This is a genomic window from Stappia sp., assembly GCF_048261845.1.
In the GTDB taxonomy this organism is placed as follows: Bacteria; Pseudomonadota; Alphaproteobacteria; order Rhizobiales; family Stappiaceae; genus Stappia.
On sequence record NZ_JBLXFR010000019.1, the window covers coordinates 1 to 16,162 of the forward strand.

Annotated in this window: 13 protein-coding genes; 8 read left to right on the plus strand and 5 right to left on the minus strand. The window is 63.9% G+C overall.

Annotated features, from left to right (window positions below; all coding sequences use genetic code 11):
- The coding region (locus tag ACN0T5_RS09970; protein WP_417768478.1) for a type I polyketide synthase at positions 1–1,664 on the minus strand (1,664 nt) is incomplete at its 3' end.
- A 332-nt stretch (positions 1,665–1,996) separates the two neighbouring features.
- On the minus strand, positions 1,997–2,995 hold the full coding sequence (gene galE / locus ACN0T5_RS09975; RefSeq protein WP_417768479.1) for a UDP-glucose 4-epimerase GalE: 999 nt from the start codon (positions 2,993–2,995) through the stop codon (positions 1,997–1,999).
- Between the two features lie 312 nt (positions 2,996–3,307).
- Here galE and ACN0T5_RS09980 point away from each other — a divergent pair, with 312 nt between their 5' ends.
- From ACN0T5_RS09980 to ACN0T5_RS10010, 7 genes are all read left to right on the plus strand, one after another.
- Positions 3,308–4,627: a UDP-glucose dehydrogenase family protein gene (locus ACN0T5_RS09980; protein WP_417768480.1), complete on the plus strand. Its 1,320-nt coding sequence runs from the start codon at positions 3,308–3,310 to the stop codon at positions 4,625–4,627.
- Positions 4,628–4,683: 56 nt separating this feature from the next.
- Complete coding sequence (cysQ, locus tag ACN0T5_RS09985; RefSeq protein WP_417768481.1) at positions 4,684–5,538, plus strand: 3'(2'),5'-bisphosphate nucleotidase CysQ; 855 nt, start codon at positions 4,684–4,686, stop codon at positions 5,536–5,538.
- 182 nt (positions 5,539–5,720) lie between these two features.
- Entirely contained in the window at positions 5,721–6,626 is a 906-nt protein-coding gene (gene cysD / locus ACN0T5_RS09990) for a sulfate adenylyltransferase subunit CysD (protein WP_417768482.1), read from the plus strand.
- Positions 6,627–6,636: 10 nt separating this feature from the next.
- On the plus strand, positions 6,637–8,523 hold the full coding sequence (gene cysN / locus ACN0T5_RS09995; RefSeq protein WP_417768483.1) for a sulfate adenylyltransferase subunit CysN: 1,887 nt from the start codon (positions 6,637–6,639) through the stop codon (positions 8,521–8,523).
- Between the two features lie 157 nt (positions 8,524–8,680).
- A complete protein-coding gene (locus ACN0T5_RS10000) occupies positions 8,681–9,691 on the plus strand; it encodes an ABC transporter substrate-binding protein (protein ID WP_417768484.1) in 1,011 nt (336 codons plus the stop codon).
- Positions 9,692–9,823: 132 nt separating this feature from the next.
- On the plus strand, positions 9,824–10,615 hold the full coding sequence (locus ACN0T5_RS10005; RefSeq protein ID WP_417768485.1) for an ABC transporter ATP-binding protein: 792 nt from the start codon (positions 9,824–9,826) through the stop codon (positions 10,613–10,615).
- A complete protein-coding gene (locus ACN0T5_RS10010) occupies positions 10,612–11,376 on the plus strand; it encodes an ABC transporter permease (RefSeq protein ID WP_417768486.1) in 765 nt (254 codons plus the stop codon). Before ACN0T5_RS10005 ends, ACN0T5_RS10010 begins: the two co-directional genes overlap by 4 nt.
- Positions 11,377–11,403: 27 nt before the next feature.
- Here ACN0T5_RS10010 and ACN0T5_RS10015 read toward each other — a convergent pair whose 3' ends face one another.
- The gene (locus ACN0T5_RS10015; RefSeq protein ID WP_417768487.1) at positions 11,404–12,636 is read right to left on the minus strand and encodes a DUF2793 domain-containing protein; all 1,233 of its coding nucleotides are present in this window, start codon (positions 12,634–12,636) and stop codon (positions 11,404–11,406) included.
- A 182-nt stretch (positions 12,637–12,818) separates the two neighbouring features.
- Here ACN0T5_RS10015 and ACN0T5_RS10020 point away from each other — a divergent pair, with 182 nt between their 5' ends.
- Positions 12,819–13,655 carry a class I SAM-dependent methyltransferase gene (locus ACN0T5_RS10020; RefSeq protein ID WP_417768488.1) on the plus strand — a complete coding sequence of 279 codons (837 nt, stop codon included), beginning with the start codon at positions 12,819–12,821 and terminating at the stop codon, positions 13,653–13,655.
- A 36-nt stretch (positions 13,656–13,691) separates the two neighbouring features.
- On the opposite strand, the gene ACN0T5_RS10025 is transcribed toward ACN0T5_RS10020, so the two are convergent.
- Together ACN0T5_RS10025 and ACN0T5_RS10030 are read right to left on the minus strand one after the other, a co-directional pair.
- On the minus strand, positions 13,692–14,735 hold the full coding sequence (locus ACN0T5_RS10025; protein ID WP_417768489.1) for a hypothetical protein: 1,044 nt from the start codon (positions 14,733–14,735) through the stop codon (positions 13,692–13,694).
- 63 nt (positions 14,736–14,798) lie between these two features.
- Positions 14,799–16,148, minus strand: a complete 1,350-nt coding sequence (locus tag ACN0T5_RS10030) for a hypothetical protein (protein WP_417768490.1) — start codon at positions 16,146–16,148, stop codon at positions 14,799–14,801.
- Between the last annotated feature and the right edge of the window lie 14 nt (positions 16,149–16,162).

Genomic DNA, 16,162 nt, shown 5'->3' on the forward strand with positions numbered 1-16,162 from the left:
CCCTCCAGCGCCTTGCGGAAGCCGGGATCTCCGGAATAGGCGAACTGTCCCATGCCCGCCCATTGCGAACCGTTGCCGGAAAAGGCGAAGGCGATGCCGCGTGTGCGCGGCGCGGTCTTGCCCTCGATCGCCGCCGGTGCGCTGCCGCCCTCGGCAAAGGCGGCGAGCGCGGCCTGTTTGGCGGCCGGGTCGCCGAGAACGACGAGCCGGTGGTCGTGCAGGTCCCTTCGGCGAACGGCCGCGTCCGCGATCGCCCCCGCCGGGGGGGCGCTCTCCTGCCCGAGCAGGTCCGCATAACCTCTGGCAAGCTCCTTCAGCGCGGCTTGCGAGCGGGCGGAGATGATCAGCGGAGCCGTGTCGGGAACCGTGCTTTGCGGGAGGGGTGCCGCCTCGACGTCGCCGATCACCGTGTGGGCGTTGGTGCCGCCGAAGCCGAAGGAATTGATGCCGGCAAGACGCCGGCCCGTGCCGCGGGGAAGTTCCACCGCCTGCGCGGCGACCGCCAGGTTGAGGGCCTCGAAGTCGATATTCGGGTTCGGCGTGTCGAAATGCAGGGACTTCGGCAGGAGGCCGTTCTGCAGGGCCAGGATCGACTTGAGGATGCCGACCAGTCCGGAGACCGGCTCCAGGTGGCCGACATTGGTCTTCACCGATCCGATCGGCAGCGGCGCGCTCCGGCGCTGGCCGATCTCCGTGCCGAGCGCCGTCGCCTCGGCCGGGTCTCCCACCTGCGTTCCCGTACCGTGCGCTTCGACGAAGGCAAGGTCGTCCGGCGAGATGTCGAGGTCGCCGTAGATCGTGCGCAGCAGGGTTGCCTGGGCCGGGGAGGAGGGCAGCGACAGTCCGGCCGTGCGGCCGTCGGCATTGATGCCGCTGGCCATGATGCGGGCCCGGGGTTCGCGCGCGGTGCTGTCTCTTTGCAAGACGATGGCGACCGCCCCTTCCGAGCGCACGTAGCCGTCACCGGACGCGTCGAACGCCCGGCACAGGCCCTGCGGCGAAAGCATCGAGGCGCGAGAGAAGCCGATGAAGGAGAACGGGCTGAGCAGCAGATTGACACCGGCGACGATGGCGGTGTCGATCTGCCCGTTTTCGATGGCGCTGATCGCCTGGTGCAAGGCCACCAGCGAGGAGGAACAGGCGGTGTCCAGCGTGAAGCTCGGCCCGCGCAGGTCGAAGATGTAGGAGACACGGTTGGAAATGATCGACAGCGTGTTGCCGGTCATTGTCTGCATGTCGACGGCGGGCAGATCGAACAGCAGCCTCTGGTGGTAGTCGAGGCCCGACGCGCCGACATAGACGCCCGTCTGGCTGCCGGCCAGGTCCGACGGCCGCAAGCCGGCATTCTCGATCGCCTCCCACACCACCTGCAGCAGCAGGCGTTGCTGCGGATCGATCTGCGCGGCCTCTCGCGGGGAAATGCCGAAAAAGGCGGCGTCGAAGCCCCAGACATTGTCGATCTGGCCGGCGGCGAAGGTATGGCTGCGGCCCGACGTGTTCGGCCGCGGATGGTAGAAACTGCGTGGATCGAAACGATCGTGGCCGACCTGGGTGACGGCGCATGTGCCGGTCTCAAGCAATTGCCAGAAGTCGCTCACGGAGGCCGCGCCAGGCAGGCGAGCGGCATATCCCGTGATGACCGTGTTCCGTGCAAGCAACGACATTCAGCGTTTCTTCCGTAGCGGCGCCCGAAAATCCGGACGGAGACCGGACTCGTACCGGCAAAGCGGCGGCGTCTGCCTGGCGATCCGGGCGACACGGTTCCCGGAAATTCCGGGTCGTACTGCCTTCATGCCGCGAGACGGCCGATTCCCATGACAGTTTACCGGGACATGGCGCCTGAAGGGAGGCGTTGGCCCTTGTTCCGGTTCTAGCGTAAACGAGACGCTGGGCAAAGCGTCCACAATATGGCAATTGTGCACTGCAGCAGACGTTTCAACAAGGGGTTGCCGCCGCGTTTTCAGCTTATTGTTGAAATCGACGAGTGTTTCTGTCCTCAGGCGTCAGGGGCCGCGTTGCGTCGCAGGAGGTGCCGTTCCCATTCGATCGCGTGGCGTGCGATCACGTCGATATCGTTCAGCGCCGGCTGCCAGCCGAGCAGGTCCCGGATGGCGGCGCTGTCGGCAACGACGCTGCCGAGGTCGCCCGGCCGGCGGGGGGCGTAGTCCACAGAAAACCGGGAGCCCGCGGCGCGCATGACCGCCTCGATGGTCTCCAGCACCGTATATCCCCTGCCATAGCCGCAATTGAGTGTGAAGCTTTCCGGGTTGGCCCGCAGTCGCTTGAGCGCCAGATAGTGGGCCTCGACAAGGTCGCCGACATGGATGAAGTCGCGTTCGGCCGTTCCGTCGCGGGTGGCGTAATCGGTGCCGAAGACGGTCATGCCCTTGCGGGCGCCCAGCGCCGCCTCGCACGCGACTTTCAGAAGATGGGTGGCGCCACGCGTGGAATGGCCGGTGCGCCCCTGCGGGTCCGCGCCCGCGACGTTGAAATAGCGCAGCGCTGCATGGCGCAGCGGGCCGGCGGCGGAAATGTCCCGCAGCATGGTCTCCGTCATCAGCTTGGACGCGCCATAGGGCGTTGTCGGCAGCGCGGGGGTGGTTTCCGAAACGGGACTCGCGTCGACCTCGCCATAGACGGCGGCGGTGGAGGAGAAGATCACCGTCTCGATCCCGGCGGCGAGGCAGTTCTCGATGAGGGCCAGCGTCGCGCAGGTGTTGTTGCGATAGTACTTCGCCGGGTCTTCCAGCGATTCCGGGACCGACACGGAGCCTGCGAAATGGATCACTGCATCCACGGGCGCAAGGGACAGCACCTGGCGAAGCGCGTCCGGGTCGCCGACCTCACCCCGGACGAAGCGGGCGGAACCGGGGACGGACCACTGGTGCCCGGTGACGAGACTGTCGAGAACCACGACGTCCTCGCCAGCGTCGAGCAGGTGCCAGGCCATGTGGCTGCCGATATAACCGGCGCCGCCGGTCACCAGAACTGCCATGCGCTCGCTCCCTTGCCGTTCGTCTCGCTCGCCGGTCGCAGGGCGGATGTCCGTTGCCCGGGCTTCGTGGTGTTAGCGGGTTGACAAACCGGTGGCAAGCGAACAGGAACGCTGCCGGAAGGACGCGATCCCGGTCCGCGCCTCGCCTCCATGGAAGGGCGTGCCGGCCCGTGCCCGTCCCGGGATGGCGGCCGGCCATCCTGCGAGCAGCAGCAAGACGAGTTTCCTGCAATTGGCGGCGGTCCGCGCGCTCGTCGCACCCTTATAGAGTCCTGCACGTTCCAGCCCCCGGGGCAGATTCCAGGAGCACACATGCGCATTGCAATGATTGGCACCGGCTATGTCGGTCTGGTTTCCGGCGTCTGCTTTTCCGAGTTCGGCTTCGATGTCACCTGCGTCGATATCGATGCGGCGAAGATCGGGCGGCTCAATGCCGGCGAGGTTCCGATTTACGAGCCAGGTCTCGATGCACTGATCGAGCGGAACCTGGAGGAGAAGCGGCTCTCCTTCACAACCGACCTGGAGGCCGCCGTTGCCGCCGCCAATGTGGTGTTCATCGCCGTGGGCACGCCGTCGCGGCGCGGCGACGGCGAGGCCGACCTCACCTATGTGTTCGCCGCCGCTCGGCAGGTCGCCAAGGCGATGCGCCCGGGCACGGTCGTGGTGATCAAGTCGACGGTCGTGGTCGGAACCTGTCGCAAGGTTGCCGAGATCATTCGCGAGGAGCGGCCGGGCGTCGACTTCTCCATTGCCTCCAACCCTGAGTTCCTGCGCGAAGGATCCGCGATCGAGGATTTCATGCGTCCCGACCGGGTGGTGACGGGGGCCGAGGACGAGCGCGCGGAAGCCGCGCTGCCCCGCCTCTACCGGCCGCTCTACCTGCGCGAGACGCCGATACTGGTCACCTCGCTCGAGAACGCCGAACTGACCAAATATGCCGCCAATGCCTTCCTGGCGCTGAAGATCACCTTCATCAACGAGATCGCCAACCTTTGCGAGAAGGTCGGGGCGGACGTGCAGAAGGTCGCAAGCGGTATTGGCCTCGACAATCGCATTGGCGGAAAGTTTCTCCATGCGGGGCCCGGCTTCGGCGGCTCCTGCTTTCCCAAGGACACGACAGCGCTGGCGGCGACAGGCCAGCGACACGGAGCACCCTTGCGTCTGGTGGAGACCACCATCGAGGTCAACGAGGCCCGCAAGCGCGACATGGCGGCTCGCGTGCTGGCGGCACTCGGCCCGCAGGTTGCGGGCAAGCGCGTCGGCATTCTGGGGATCGCCTTCAAGCCGAACACCGACGATGTCCGCGACGCGCCCTCGCTGGTGATCGTGCCGGCGCTGCAGGCCGCCGGTGTCGAGGTGGTCGCCCATGATCCGGAGGCGCGGGGACAGGCGGAGCCTCTGCTTCCCGGACTTGTCTGGCGCGACAATCCCTATGACGTGGCGGACGGTGTGGATGTGCTGGCCGTCGTCACCGAGTGGAATGCCTATCGCGGCCTGGACCTCGCCGAAATCGCGCGGCGCATGAGCGGCCGCAACGTGGTCGACATGCGCAACATCTGGCAGGCGGCCGATGTCGTCGCTGCCGGCCTCGACTATCAGGGGATCGGCAAGCCGGCGCACAAGGCAGGCTGAGCAGGGTCCCGGACGGCCTCTGGCCGGAACTGGATGCCGAGACTGGAGAAAGGCTGATGCCGATGACGGACGACATGCTGGCGCTGCGCGACCTGTGCCTCCAGGCGGGGCAGGTTCTGCTCACATGCTTCCATGCTGGCGTCACGGTCGAGAGCAAGGCCGACGAAAGCCCGGTGACCGAGGCTGACAGGCGTGCCGAGGCCGTCATCCTGGCCGGACTTGCGCGGCTCTTTCCCGGTGTTCCGGTGATCGCCGAGGAAGCCATGGCGGGAGGGCTGCAGCCGGAGATCGGCGACCGCTTCTTTCTCGTCGATCCGCTTGACGGAACACGCGAATTCATCTCCGGAAACGGCGATTTCACGGTCAACATCGCGCTCGTCGAGAAGGGCGTGCCGGTTCTGGGGGCCGTCTTCGCGCCCCTGCGCGGATCGTTCTTCACCGGCGCGCTGGGCCGGGGGGCATTCGAGCAGGAGTTCGACCAGGCCGGCAACGCAACCGGCCCGGCCCGACCGCTCCGGGTGCGGAACCTGCAGGACGCCCTTCCTGTCGCCGTCGCCAGCCGTTCGCATCGCGACGCCAGGACAGACGGTCTCCTGAAAGCCCTCGGCATGGCCGATACAGTGAGTGTCGGATCCTCGCTGAAATTCTGCCTGGTCGCCCGGGGAGAGGCCGATTTCTACCCGCGTTTCGGTCGGACCATGGAATGGGACACGGCTGCCGGCCACGCTGTCCTTGTTGCCGCCGGCGGCCATGTGCGGGGGCTCGACGGCGGTCCTTTCATCTATGGCAAGCGGAACCTGCCCGACGACGCGGACTTCGCCAATCCGGGCTTTCTGGCCGCCGGCGGCGAGGCCTTGATCGCATCGGCTGCCGCCGCAGTCTCCGGAGCATTGGCAAATACCGCCGAATGACAGAGATTTTTTAAGGAGCGCCCTTTGTCGGCAATCCTGTTTCTCGCGCATTGCCATGATGCTGCTTAACTCGTGACCCATGAGCTGCAGAGAGATTGACGAACGATGTCTCGAGGCGGGTGTTCAACCCTGTGTCGTCATCGCTGTTCTTCTCTCGCGGCCGAGATCACGAGGAGAGGCCCGTGTCCAACCGGGGAAGCCATCTGCGTCACCTTGAGGCGCAATCCATAGAGATCATCCGTGAAGTCGTGGCCGAGATGTCGCGCCCGGTGATGATGTACTCCATCGGCAAGGATTCCAGCGTCATGCTGCACCTTGCGCGAAAGGCCTTCTACCCGGCTCCGCCGCCCTTTCCGCTGCTGCACATCGACACCACCTGGAAGTTCCGGGAAATGATCGCCTTCCGCGACCGGATGGCTGCGGAAGCGGGCATGGAGCTGATCACCTACACGAACGCCCAGGGACTTGCGGACAACGTCAATCCCTTCGACCACGGCTCGTCCTATTACACGCAGGTGATGAAGACGGACGCCTTGAAGCAGGCCTTGTCCGCCCACGGCTTTGATGCCGCGTTCGGCGGCGCACGCCGCGACGAGGAGAAGTCGCGCTCCAAGGAGCGGGTCTTCTCGTTCCGTTCGGCCGCCCATGGCTGGGACCCGAAGAACCAGCGGCCGGAGCTCTGGTCGATCTTCAACACCCGTGTGCGGCCGGGCGAGTCCTTGCGCGTCTTTCCGCTGTCGAACTGGACCGAGCTCGATATCTGGCAGTACATCCGCGCCGAAAACATTCCGATCGTGCCGCTCTATTACGCGGCCGAACGGCCTGTGGTGGAGCGCGACGGGGCGCTTGTCATGGTCGACGATGACCGCCTGCCGCTCCGGCCCGGCGAGACCCCTCAGATGCGCCGCATCCGCTTCCGCACACTGGGGTGCTATCCGCTGACCTCCGCCGTGGAATCGAACGCCGACACGCTCGACCAGATCGTCACGGAGATGCTGATCGCCCGTACCTCCGAGCGTTCGGGCCGGCTGATCGACCATGACGAGGCGGCCTCGATGGAAAAGAAGAAGCGCGAAGGCTATTTCTGAGGATCCCGTCATGAACCAGGCTATGCCTTCCATTGCCCCGCCCGTGGTCGACTTTCTCGGCGAGCACGACCAGAAGGGGCTCCTTCGCTTTCTCACCTGCGGCAGCGTCGACGACGGCAAGTCGACGCTGATCGGCCGGCTTCTGCATGACACCAAGCGGGTGTTCGAGGATCAGGAGGCGGCGCTCCGCAAGGATTCGCGCAAATACGGCACCCAGGGCGAGGAACTGGATTTTGCCCTGCTTGTCGACGGTCTCGAAGCCGAGCGCGAACAGGGCATCACCATCGATGTCGCCTACCGTTTCTTCGCCACCGAGGGACGCAAGTTCATCGTCGCCGACACGCCCGGCCACGAGCAGTACACCCGCAACATGGCGACGGGCGCCTCCAACTCCGATCTGGCGGTGATCCTCATCGACGCGCGCAAGGGCGTCCTGCAGCAGACGCGGCGGCACTCGTTCATCGTCTCGCTGCTCGGCATCCGGCATGTCGTCGTCGCGGTCAACAAGATGGATCTCGTCGACCATGACCGCGCCGTTCTCGATGCCATCGAAAGCGACTACCGGGCCTTCGCGGAAGGCTTCGGTTTCGAGACGCTCCAGGTGATCCCGATGTCCGCCCTGACCGGCGAGAACGTCACCGTGCAAAGCGAGGCCATGCCCTGGTATGACGGGCCGACGCTGCTCGAGCATATCGAGAGCATCGATGTCGCCAGCGACGATCGCCTCGGCCCGTTCCGCATGCCGGTGCAGTGGGTCAACCGGCCCAATCTCGACTTTCGCGGCTATGCCGGCACGGTCGTCAGCGGCAGCATCCGCCCTGGCGACAAGGTGGCGGTGGCAGCGTCGGGACGTGTCGCGACAGTGTCGCGCATTGCCACCATGAGCGGCGACCTGGAAGAGGCTGTGGCCGGCGACGCCGTCACCATCACGCTTGAGGAAGAGGTCGACATTTCCCGTGGCGACGTTCTCAGTCTCCCGGACCAGCGGCCGGAGGTTTCGGACCGCCTCAATGCCCACGTGATCTGGATGGGCGACCAGGCCCTTCGCACCAACCGCAACTACATGATCAAGGCCGGCAAACGCACCACCACGGGCGTGGTCAGGCATATCGAGCACGGCATCGACGTCAATTCGCTGAAGCACCTGCCGGCGGAGACGCTGGCGCTGAACGAGATCGGCTTTTGCGAGATCCAGTTGGGGGCGCCCGTCGCCTTCGACCCCTATGAAGTCAATCGCGACATGGGGTCGTTCGTGCTGATCGATCCGCTGACCAACCAGACGGTTGGCGCCGGGTTGATCTGGTCGAGCCTGCGCAAGGCGGACAACATCCATCGCCAGGCCTTCGACATCGACAGGACGGCGCGCGCCGCGCTCACGGGCCAGACCCCGCGCGTGCTGTGGTTCACCGGTCTTTCGGGGGCGGGCAAGTCGACCATCGCCAACATGGTCGAGCAGCGCCTGCACGCGGAAGGACGTCTGACGTTCCTGCTGGACGGAGACAATGTCCGCCACGGGCTGAACAAGGATCTCGGGTTTGCCGAAGCCGACCGTGTGGAAAACATCCGCCGGGTCGGCGAGGTCGCCAAGCTCTTCACCGAAGCCGGGCTGATCACGCTCGTCTCGTTCATCTCGCCGTTCCGGTCGGACCGGCAGATGGCCCGCGACCTGTTTGCCCCGGGCGAATTCGTCGAGATCCACGTTCATGCGCCGCTGGAGATTGCCGAGACCCGCGACCCGAAGGGGCTCTATCGCAAGGCAAGGGCAGGGGAGATCCGCAACTTCACGGGCATCGACAGCCCCTACGAGGCGCCGGAGCAGGCGGAACTCGTGCTCGACACGGTTGCCCGTTCCGCCGAGGAACTGGCTGACGAGGTCATTCGCTATCTTGGCCTTTGACATGAACATGGCCGGCCCGGAGGATATCTCCGGGCCGGTTGCCTCAGCATCGGGCGTGCGTGCCTCAAATTTAATCGAGGCCTAAATCTGCTTGATCCTTGAGCAATTGCGAGGCAGTCTCGTGGCGATAATAACAATATCGCCAGTGGGGTTCCTCATGCGGAAGCTTTTCGGAATTGCATTTGCCTTGTCCCTTGCCGCTCCGGCGGCGATGGCCGACACCGACATCAAGTTCACCCTCGACTGGAAGTTCGAAGCCCCGGCCGCGCCCTTCTTCATTGCGCAGGACAAGGGCTATTTCGCCGAAGAGGGGCTCAACGTCACCATCGACACCGGTGCCGGCTCCCGCGAATCGATCCCGCGCGTGGCGACCGGCGCCTATGATATGGGCTTCGGCGACATCAACGCCCTGATCAAGCTGATGGACGACCAGCCGGACCTGAAGGTCAAGGCCGTGATGATGGCCTATGAGCGCCCGCCCTTCGCGATCATCGGCCGCAAGAGCAAGGGCGTGACGGAAGACCCCAAGTCGCTTGAAGGCAAGACGCTCGGCGCGCCGCCGCCCGATGCCGCCTTCGGCCAGTGGCCGGCCTTTGTCGACGTCGCCGGTATCGATACCTCCGCCATCAAGATCGAGAATGTCGGCTTTCCCGTCCGCGAGCCGATGCTCGCCCAGGGGCAGGTGGACGCGATCTTCGGTTTCTCCTTCTCCTCCGTCATCAACCTGAAGGCCCAGGGCGTTCCGGAGGATGACATCGCCACCATCCTGATGGGCGAGAATGGCCTCGATCTCTACGGCAACGTGGTGATGGTCAACACCGATTTCGCCGAGGCAAATCCGGATGCGGTGAAGGGCTTCATCAGGGCCCTCGTGCGCGGGTTCCTCGACACGATCGCCGAACCCGAGGCGTCCGTTCCCTACGTGCTCAAGCGTAACGGCGTGCTGGACGAGGCGACGGAAGTCGATCGCATCAAGATGGCGGTTGCCGGCTCCATTGCCACGCCTGCGGTCAGGGCCAACGGATTTGGCGGCGTCGACATGGCAAAGCTTGCCAAGTCGATGGAGTACCTGAAGGCGTCGATGGGCGTCAGCGACACGCCGCCGGCGCCTGAGCGGGTCTTTGATCCGTCCTACCTGCCGCCCGCCGCGGAGCGCATGGTCAAGTAACCCCGGGGACGTTGGGGGCGGTCGCCGCGGTATCAGCCCGCGGCCGCCCCTGTCTTTCCGTGCGAGGCTGCGATCTGCCGTGTGCCCATCGGGCCGGGCGCCTTTCACCCAATGCTGGAGCCAGACTGTTCCGTGACCGGTTTTGTTGATCTGAACGACATTCGTCTGGCCTATGGGCCTGGCGGCGATGGTACGTTGGCGCTTGACGGGCTGACCATGGCCGTGAAGCGCGGTGAGTTCGCCGCGGTTGTCGGCCCGTCGGGCTGTGGCAAGTCGACCCTCATGAAGCTCGCCACCGGCCTGATCCGCCCGCAGGCGGGTACGGTGGAGGTTGCCGGCAAGGAAGTCGACGGCCCCGTGTCGATTGCCGGCATGGCCTTCCAGAACCCGTCCATGCTGCCCTGGCGCACCACGCTGAAAAACGTGATGCTGCCGCTGGAAATCGTCCAGCCGCATCGCCGTCAGTTGAAGCGCGAGCACGAGAGCTACGTCGCGCGCGCCGAGGAACTTCTGGAGATTGTCGGGCTGAAGGGGTTCGGCGACAAGTTCCCCTGGGAACTGTCCGGCGGCATGCAGCAGCGCGCCAACCTGTGCCGGGCGCTGATCCACGACCCGGCGCTTCTCATGCTCGACGAGCCTTTCGGGGCGCTCGACGCGTTCACCCGCGAGGAATTGTGGCAGGTGATGCGCGACCTGCATGCAGAGAAGGGGTTCACCGTCATTCTCGTCACCCATGACCTGCGCGAGGCCGTGTTCCTGGCCGACCGGGTGTTTGTCATGAGCGCCCGGCCGGGCCGCATCATCGTCGAGCAGGACGTCGGTTTCGCCCGCCCGCGACCGATCGATCTCACCTATGAGGCGGAATTCAACGACATTGTCCACGAGTTGCGCGGGCATATCGCGGAAGCGAGGGCGGCGGCATGACCAACGAACACTGGATCAAGGCCGCTCCATGGCTGTGGACGATCGGACTGTTCGTGGTGTGGGAAGCGACGGTGAAGATGTTCGACATCGCCGTGTTCATTCTCCCCGCGCCGACCGATATCTGGGTTGCTCTCGTCAAATACTGGCCGGTGATCTGGAAGGATTCCCTGCAGACGCTTTTCACCACGACGGTTGGCTTCCTGCTGGCTGTTGTCGGCGGACTGGCGCTGGGGCTTGCCATCGGCTGGAGCCGGGCGGTCTATGCCGGGCTCTATCCCCTGATGGTCGGTTTCAACTCGATCCCCAAGGTCGCCGTCGTTCCGATCCTTGTGATCTGGTTCGGCATCGGGACGGTTCCCGCAGTGCTGACCGCCTTCCTGATCGCCTTTTTCCCGATTGTCGTGAATGTTGCCACCGGCCTTGCCACGATCGAGCCGGAGATGGAGGACGTGCTGCGGGCACTGGGCGCGAAGAAGATGGATATCATGCTGAAGGTCGGCATTCCGCGTTCGATGCCGTATTTCTTCGGCTCGCTCAAGGTCGCGATCACGCTCGCCTTTGTCGGTTCGGTGATCTCCGAGACGGTGGCAGCCAATGCCGGCATCGGCCACATGATGCTGGCGGCGCAGTCGCAATTCAACGTGCCGCTCGTCTGGGCGGGGCTTGTCGCGCTCGCGGTGCTCGGCATCGTCATGTATGCGATGATGGCCTGGCTCGAGATGCGCATGACCGGCTGGGCTCATCGCTCCGGCCGCCAGTAGTGCTGCGGCCGGCTGGCTCTGGTCCCCTCAGCCGAGAAATGTGTAGCGCAGTGTTGCCATTGCCCCGAGCCGGTTCTCGATCCTCAGGGAACCGGCGACAACCCCTATCGTGACATGCCCGTCAATTCCTGACGTCCCGGTGACGTCGCTCGAGACGGCATCGAACAGCGCTCCGCCGGCCAGCTTGAGGGCTTCCGGTGAGGTGCCACTGTCGTAGGCGGCAATGCCGAATGCCGAAAGGGGAGGGTGGTCGGCAGCCGGATCGACGGAGACGAGCAGGAAGCCCGCCTTGTCGAGGGGGGCGATGGCGGCGCTGGCATCGTCGGCAAGTTCGATCTCGCCCGACCGATAGCCCTGTGCCTTGAGCGCACCGGCCGCCAGGAGGCTTCCGGTGGTGGTGAACGCGATCTTCGGCCGAAAGGTGCGGCCATAGCAAGTAATGCTTGATCGCTCGGGAATGGCCTGTGAGTTGCCGTTGTCGCTCATGAAGGACAGGAAGTATCCACCCAGGCCGGTGATCCATTTGGCGCCGTCTATGTCACCTAGAAACGAAAAAGCCGGTGCCTGGGCTCTACTGACAATGCCGCCATTCACATCGAGGACATCGTTGAAGGGGACTGTCCCGATGCCAACCGCGCTTGTGTCTCCATCGATTATGATCGCGTTCTTCCAGCTGCTCCCGTCCGCACTGACCTTGATCGACAGATCGTCGTTCCCGGCAAGCCCGATTTCGGCACGCCCTGAAAGTCCGCTCTGGAACACGGCGCTTGCCGTCTCCGAAGGACTGCTCTTGTCGATCTTCAACCGATGACTGCCACCTGCATGGGTGAAAAGCGAACTCTCCGAGGAGACGGCCAGGCGGTTGGTATCGTCGGGTGTGGCGTTGATCCCTGCCTTGCCGGCAAGCACGGGGTCACGGCTTGCCGCCGTCAGCTCTTCCCAGCCGTCCGCCGTCCTCACCAGAAAGAGCTCCTCGTCCTCGACATGGCAGATCCAGCCGCGTCCCGGTTCGAGGAAGCGCCAGACACCGCCTTGCCAGATGGCAATCCGGCCGTCGTTCGCCGCCCAGGCGCCCGATCCACCCACCGGAACCAGGTATCGCTCGCCTTCGCTTGCCGCCGGCGGCGTGGATTGCGTACGGCTCAGCACGGAGAGCTGCATGATTGCATCCAGCCTCAGCAGTGCCTCGTTGTGCGTGACGTGTTTCTGCGCCTGACTTGCGCGGATCAGGGGCAGTTTGTGATTTGCGGTCTCGTCCATGATCCGTCCTCGTTCCGGCGGGGTTGACGGCAACAGGATAAGGGCGAGGTGACAGACGGGGATTTCCTGGCCAAGAACCCGTCCTCTACCGGTCAGGGCCGGGCCGGTTTTGCCTTGCAGGTGTAGGCAAGCGGGGCGAGAGGGATTATCAGGGGGGACGATCCTTCCCGCCGGAGCCGTCCATGTCGTTTCTCTATGTTCTAAAGCGGCGCTTTCAGCGCAATCTTCCCAAGCCGCTGCAGCGCAAGTTTCAGGAGGCGATCTATTTCGCTCTCTACCGCTTGTCCCCTGCACGGCACCAGAATTTCTTCAACAGCGGGTTCTCACCTGCCGACGAGGCGCTGAGCGCGCTGCCTCCCTTCGATCAGGAGCCGTTGCAGGCAACGCTTTACGATCAGGTCCTGTGGTCACTGACGCGGGATGCTGGAAAGCGTGACTGGAACGATATTCTCGATATCGGTTGCGGACTGGGTGGCGGCATGCAGGTCGCCGCGCGCCGGTTTCCGGACGCGCGCATAACCGGTGTCGATGTCAATGGAAGCGCCGTGAAAGTCTGCCGGAAGCGGTTGCAGGCGTTTCCCAACCTGACCGTGGAACAAGGCAATGCGCGGGCATTGTCATTTGCGGATGCAAGCTTCGACATGATCTTCAGCGTCGGTGCGGCCAGTTATGTGGGCATGCCCGCCTTCATGGCCGAGGCGTCGCGGGTGTTGCGCCCTGGCGGGACGCTCAGTTTCTCGGTTGGGTATACAGACAAGGCGTTCGCCGATCAGATAGGCATCGCCAAGGCGCTGGCCGAGGAAAACGGCCTGCGGGTGCAGCATGTCGTCGACATCACCGAGAACGTCTTTGCCGCGATTGCCGAGGACGTGCCGCGGCGCAAGGCCCTGATAGACCGTGTTCCAGCCCCTTTCCGGGGATATGCGCTGGATTGGGCCGACATGCCGGGAACCATGCGCTATCAGGAATATGTCGACGGCAGGCGCCTCGACTATGCGGTGGTGTGCGAGCGCATCTGAAGCCGCCGCCGACGGCTTCAGGAGTGCTGCCCGTGATTAAACGGCGAATTCCCGGTCGATGACGCCTCTCACCTCGCGATAGAGGGCCGTATCGTATTCAAGGTATTCCGCCACCTTGTCGATGTTTCGCAGGCGATCCACAAGTTCGAGGGTTCCCGGCAACTGGTACGCATCGTAGGCGGCGAACATGTTGCGCCCGATGGCCTCCTCGACACAGATGTTGAACGCATCCATGCGTTCCTCGACGCCGACAACATCGAACTCCGCGAGACGGTCAAGCGCAAGGCTGATATGCCGCTCTTCCGGCTCGTCGCCGGCATCGCATACGATCGCACTCAGGAACGGATCGGCGATGGCGCGAACCTGCTGCGGTCGCATCTGGCGGAAGGCGTCTTGCAGGGATGCCTCGGCCTCAAGGTCAACTGTTTCGACGAAGCTGAAAAGGTTCTCGACACCGAACACCAGGCTCTCCAGCATGCTTCGCTTTGTCGAGCGGGAAATCTGCTTGATCAGGATCAGGCGCTCGGCAAGCTCGACGAGAGGTTCGCGCAAGAGCGCCATTCGCTTGAAGCCGCTGCTCGAGAGAGCTTCGGAGATGCGGTTGTGATTGGTTCGCCCCATGACAAAAACCGACTGGGCGTGGTGATTGCGCAGGATGCTGTAGAGCGTCTCGTAGTTGATCCGCTCGCTGTTTGCATAGGACAGTGCAAAGAGATTGGCCGCGTCGTTTCTCATCCTGATCTGCGGAACGACGCAAAGGTTGAAAAACATCACCCGTTCCTCGATCAAAAAGGGAACAGGGCTGCGCCGATGGACGAGTACCCCCGTCTCTTGGTCGATGATCTGCAAATCAACAGCGGTTGCAATCCCGGGTAAGTTGTCCTCGTCCAAATGGAACCCGATCAAACCGGTCGAGTGCAGGCCAAGGTCCTTGATGTCGCTGCGGTTTACGTTGGCGACGATAACGGCAACTTCCTCGCCGTTTATCACGATCTTGACGCTCGGAGTGGCGTTAGGGTTGTTCGGTACAATCCAGCCCGCAACGCAGTCGCCGCCGTCGTGGTCGATGTTAAATTGCACGTCAGCGATCCTTGCGAGCTCTGGGAGTGCGCATATGTGCCATATCTCGGGCTCGGCACCTGGTCATATGGCGTGGTCCCTGATCGATGCTGTTATAAGTGATCCGATTGACCACAGCACGAACGCTCCGAAGAAGATCATGAATGTGCCGGCAACCTTCTTTGGATATATCGCGGTGTCCGCCGGCGTCGGGCGAACGATCTCGACCAGATAAAGTTGTTGTTTCTCCACGTCCTGTCGGGCCGCCTCATAGGCGTTCACGGCGATGGAGTATCGTTTTTCCGCAAACTCCTCCTCCAACCGCAAGTTCTCGAACCCGGAGATGACGTCCGAGACGGTTCCGGCTTCGCTGCCACGGGACGCCAGCAAGGCCTCCTGGGCCGCGATCTGCGCACGTGTCTCCTCCAGTTCGCGCTGGAGAACCCTGCGGGGGGCAAAATTCTCGTCGATGACGCCCTGCATCGTTCCAAGCCGCGCTTCAAGCTCGATCCGCCTCAGCATCAGCTTCGAAAGAACCTCTCCGATCGACTCGGCGGTAAGTTCCGGGTCCAGCGTTTCCCGCGTGTTGCGGTACTGGCGCAGGGTTTCACGGGCGCTGGCAAGATCGCCTCTTGCCAGGTCGACGTCGGCGAGCGCCACCTCCAGCGTCTCTTCGCGGCTGCGCCGGGAAATCTCGTTGACCAGTGCCTCGCTTTTTTCCACGATCTGCGTCGCCAGCCAGTTCGCATCCTCGGCCGAGAAGGCGGTCGCTTCCACGGTGATGATGCCGGACTGCGTGTCGATCGAAGGGGTTACGCGTCTCCGCCAGTACTTGATGATATCTTCCCAGGCCTCGTCCTCGGCAAGCGTGGTGAGCATGTCCCCCCGGTCGGGTGCGAAAAGCCGTTGCACCATCGGCTTTCCGCCGATGTCCTCGATGATGGCACGGCTCTTGATGTAGTTGAGCACGGCAAAGCTGTCAGGGGAGGTGCCTGAAACACCGGTGACTTTTGACACCAGAGCCAGCGCGCCACTGCCGATCTTTTCTTGGCTGTCTGCGCCGCGCACCATGAAGCGCGTTTCCGAAGCGTAGATGTCTGCCGCCAGAAAGACGAAATACGCCATGGTCAACACGGTCGGGATGGCGACGAAAAAAGCGAAGCTGCGCAGCAGCGAACCGCCTCCTGATCCGGTTTCCGATGTGGCGGTGCCGGTGAGGTCGGATCTTGCATCACGGAAGAAGTGGCGCACCATCGTCAGTACGCCGCCCGTGTGCGCGGTCGTTGTTGCTTCGCCGGTATGTGGCTGATGGGGTGCAGGGCCGGATCTGGCGTTGCCTTGGATCTGCGCCACCGACGAGGAGCGATCAGCGGCGTCCTGAGGCGTCCTCATCGGTTTCAGCCTTGGAACCATCTGTCGAAGTTTCTCTTTCATCTGCGTCCGATCGT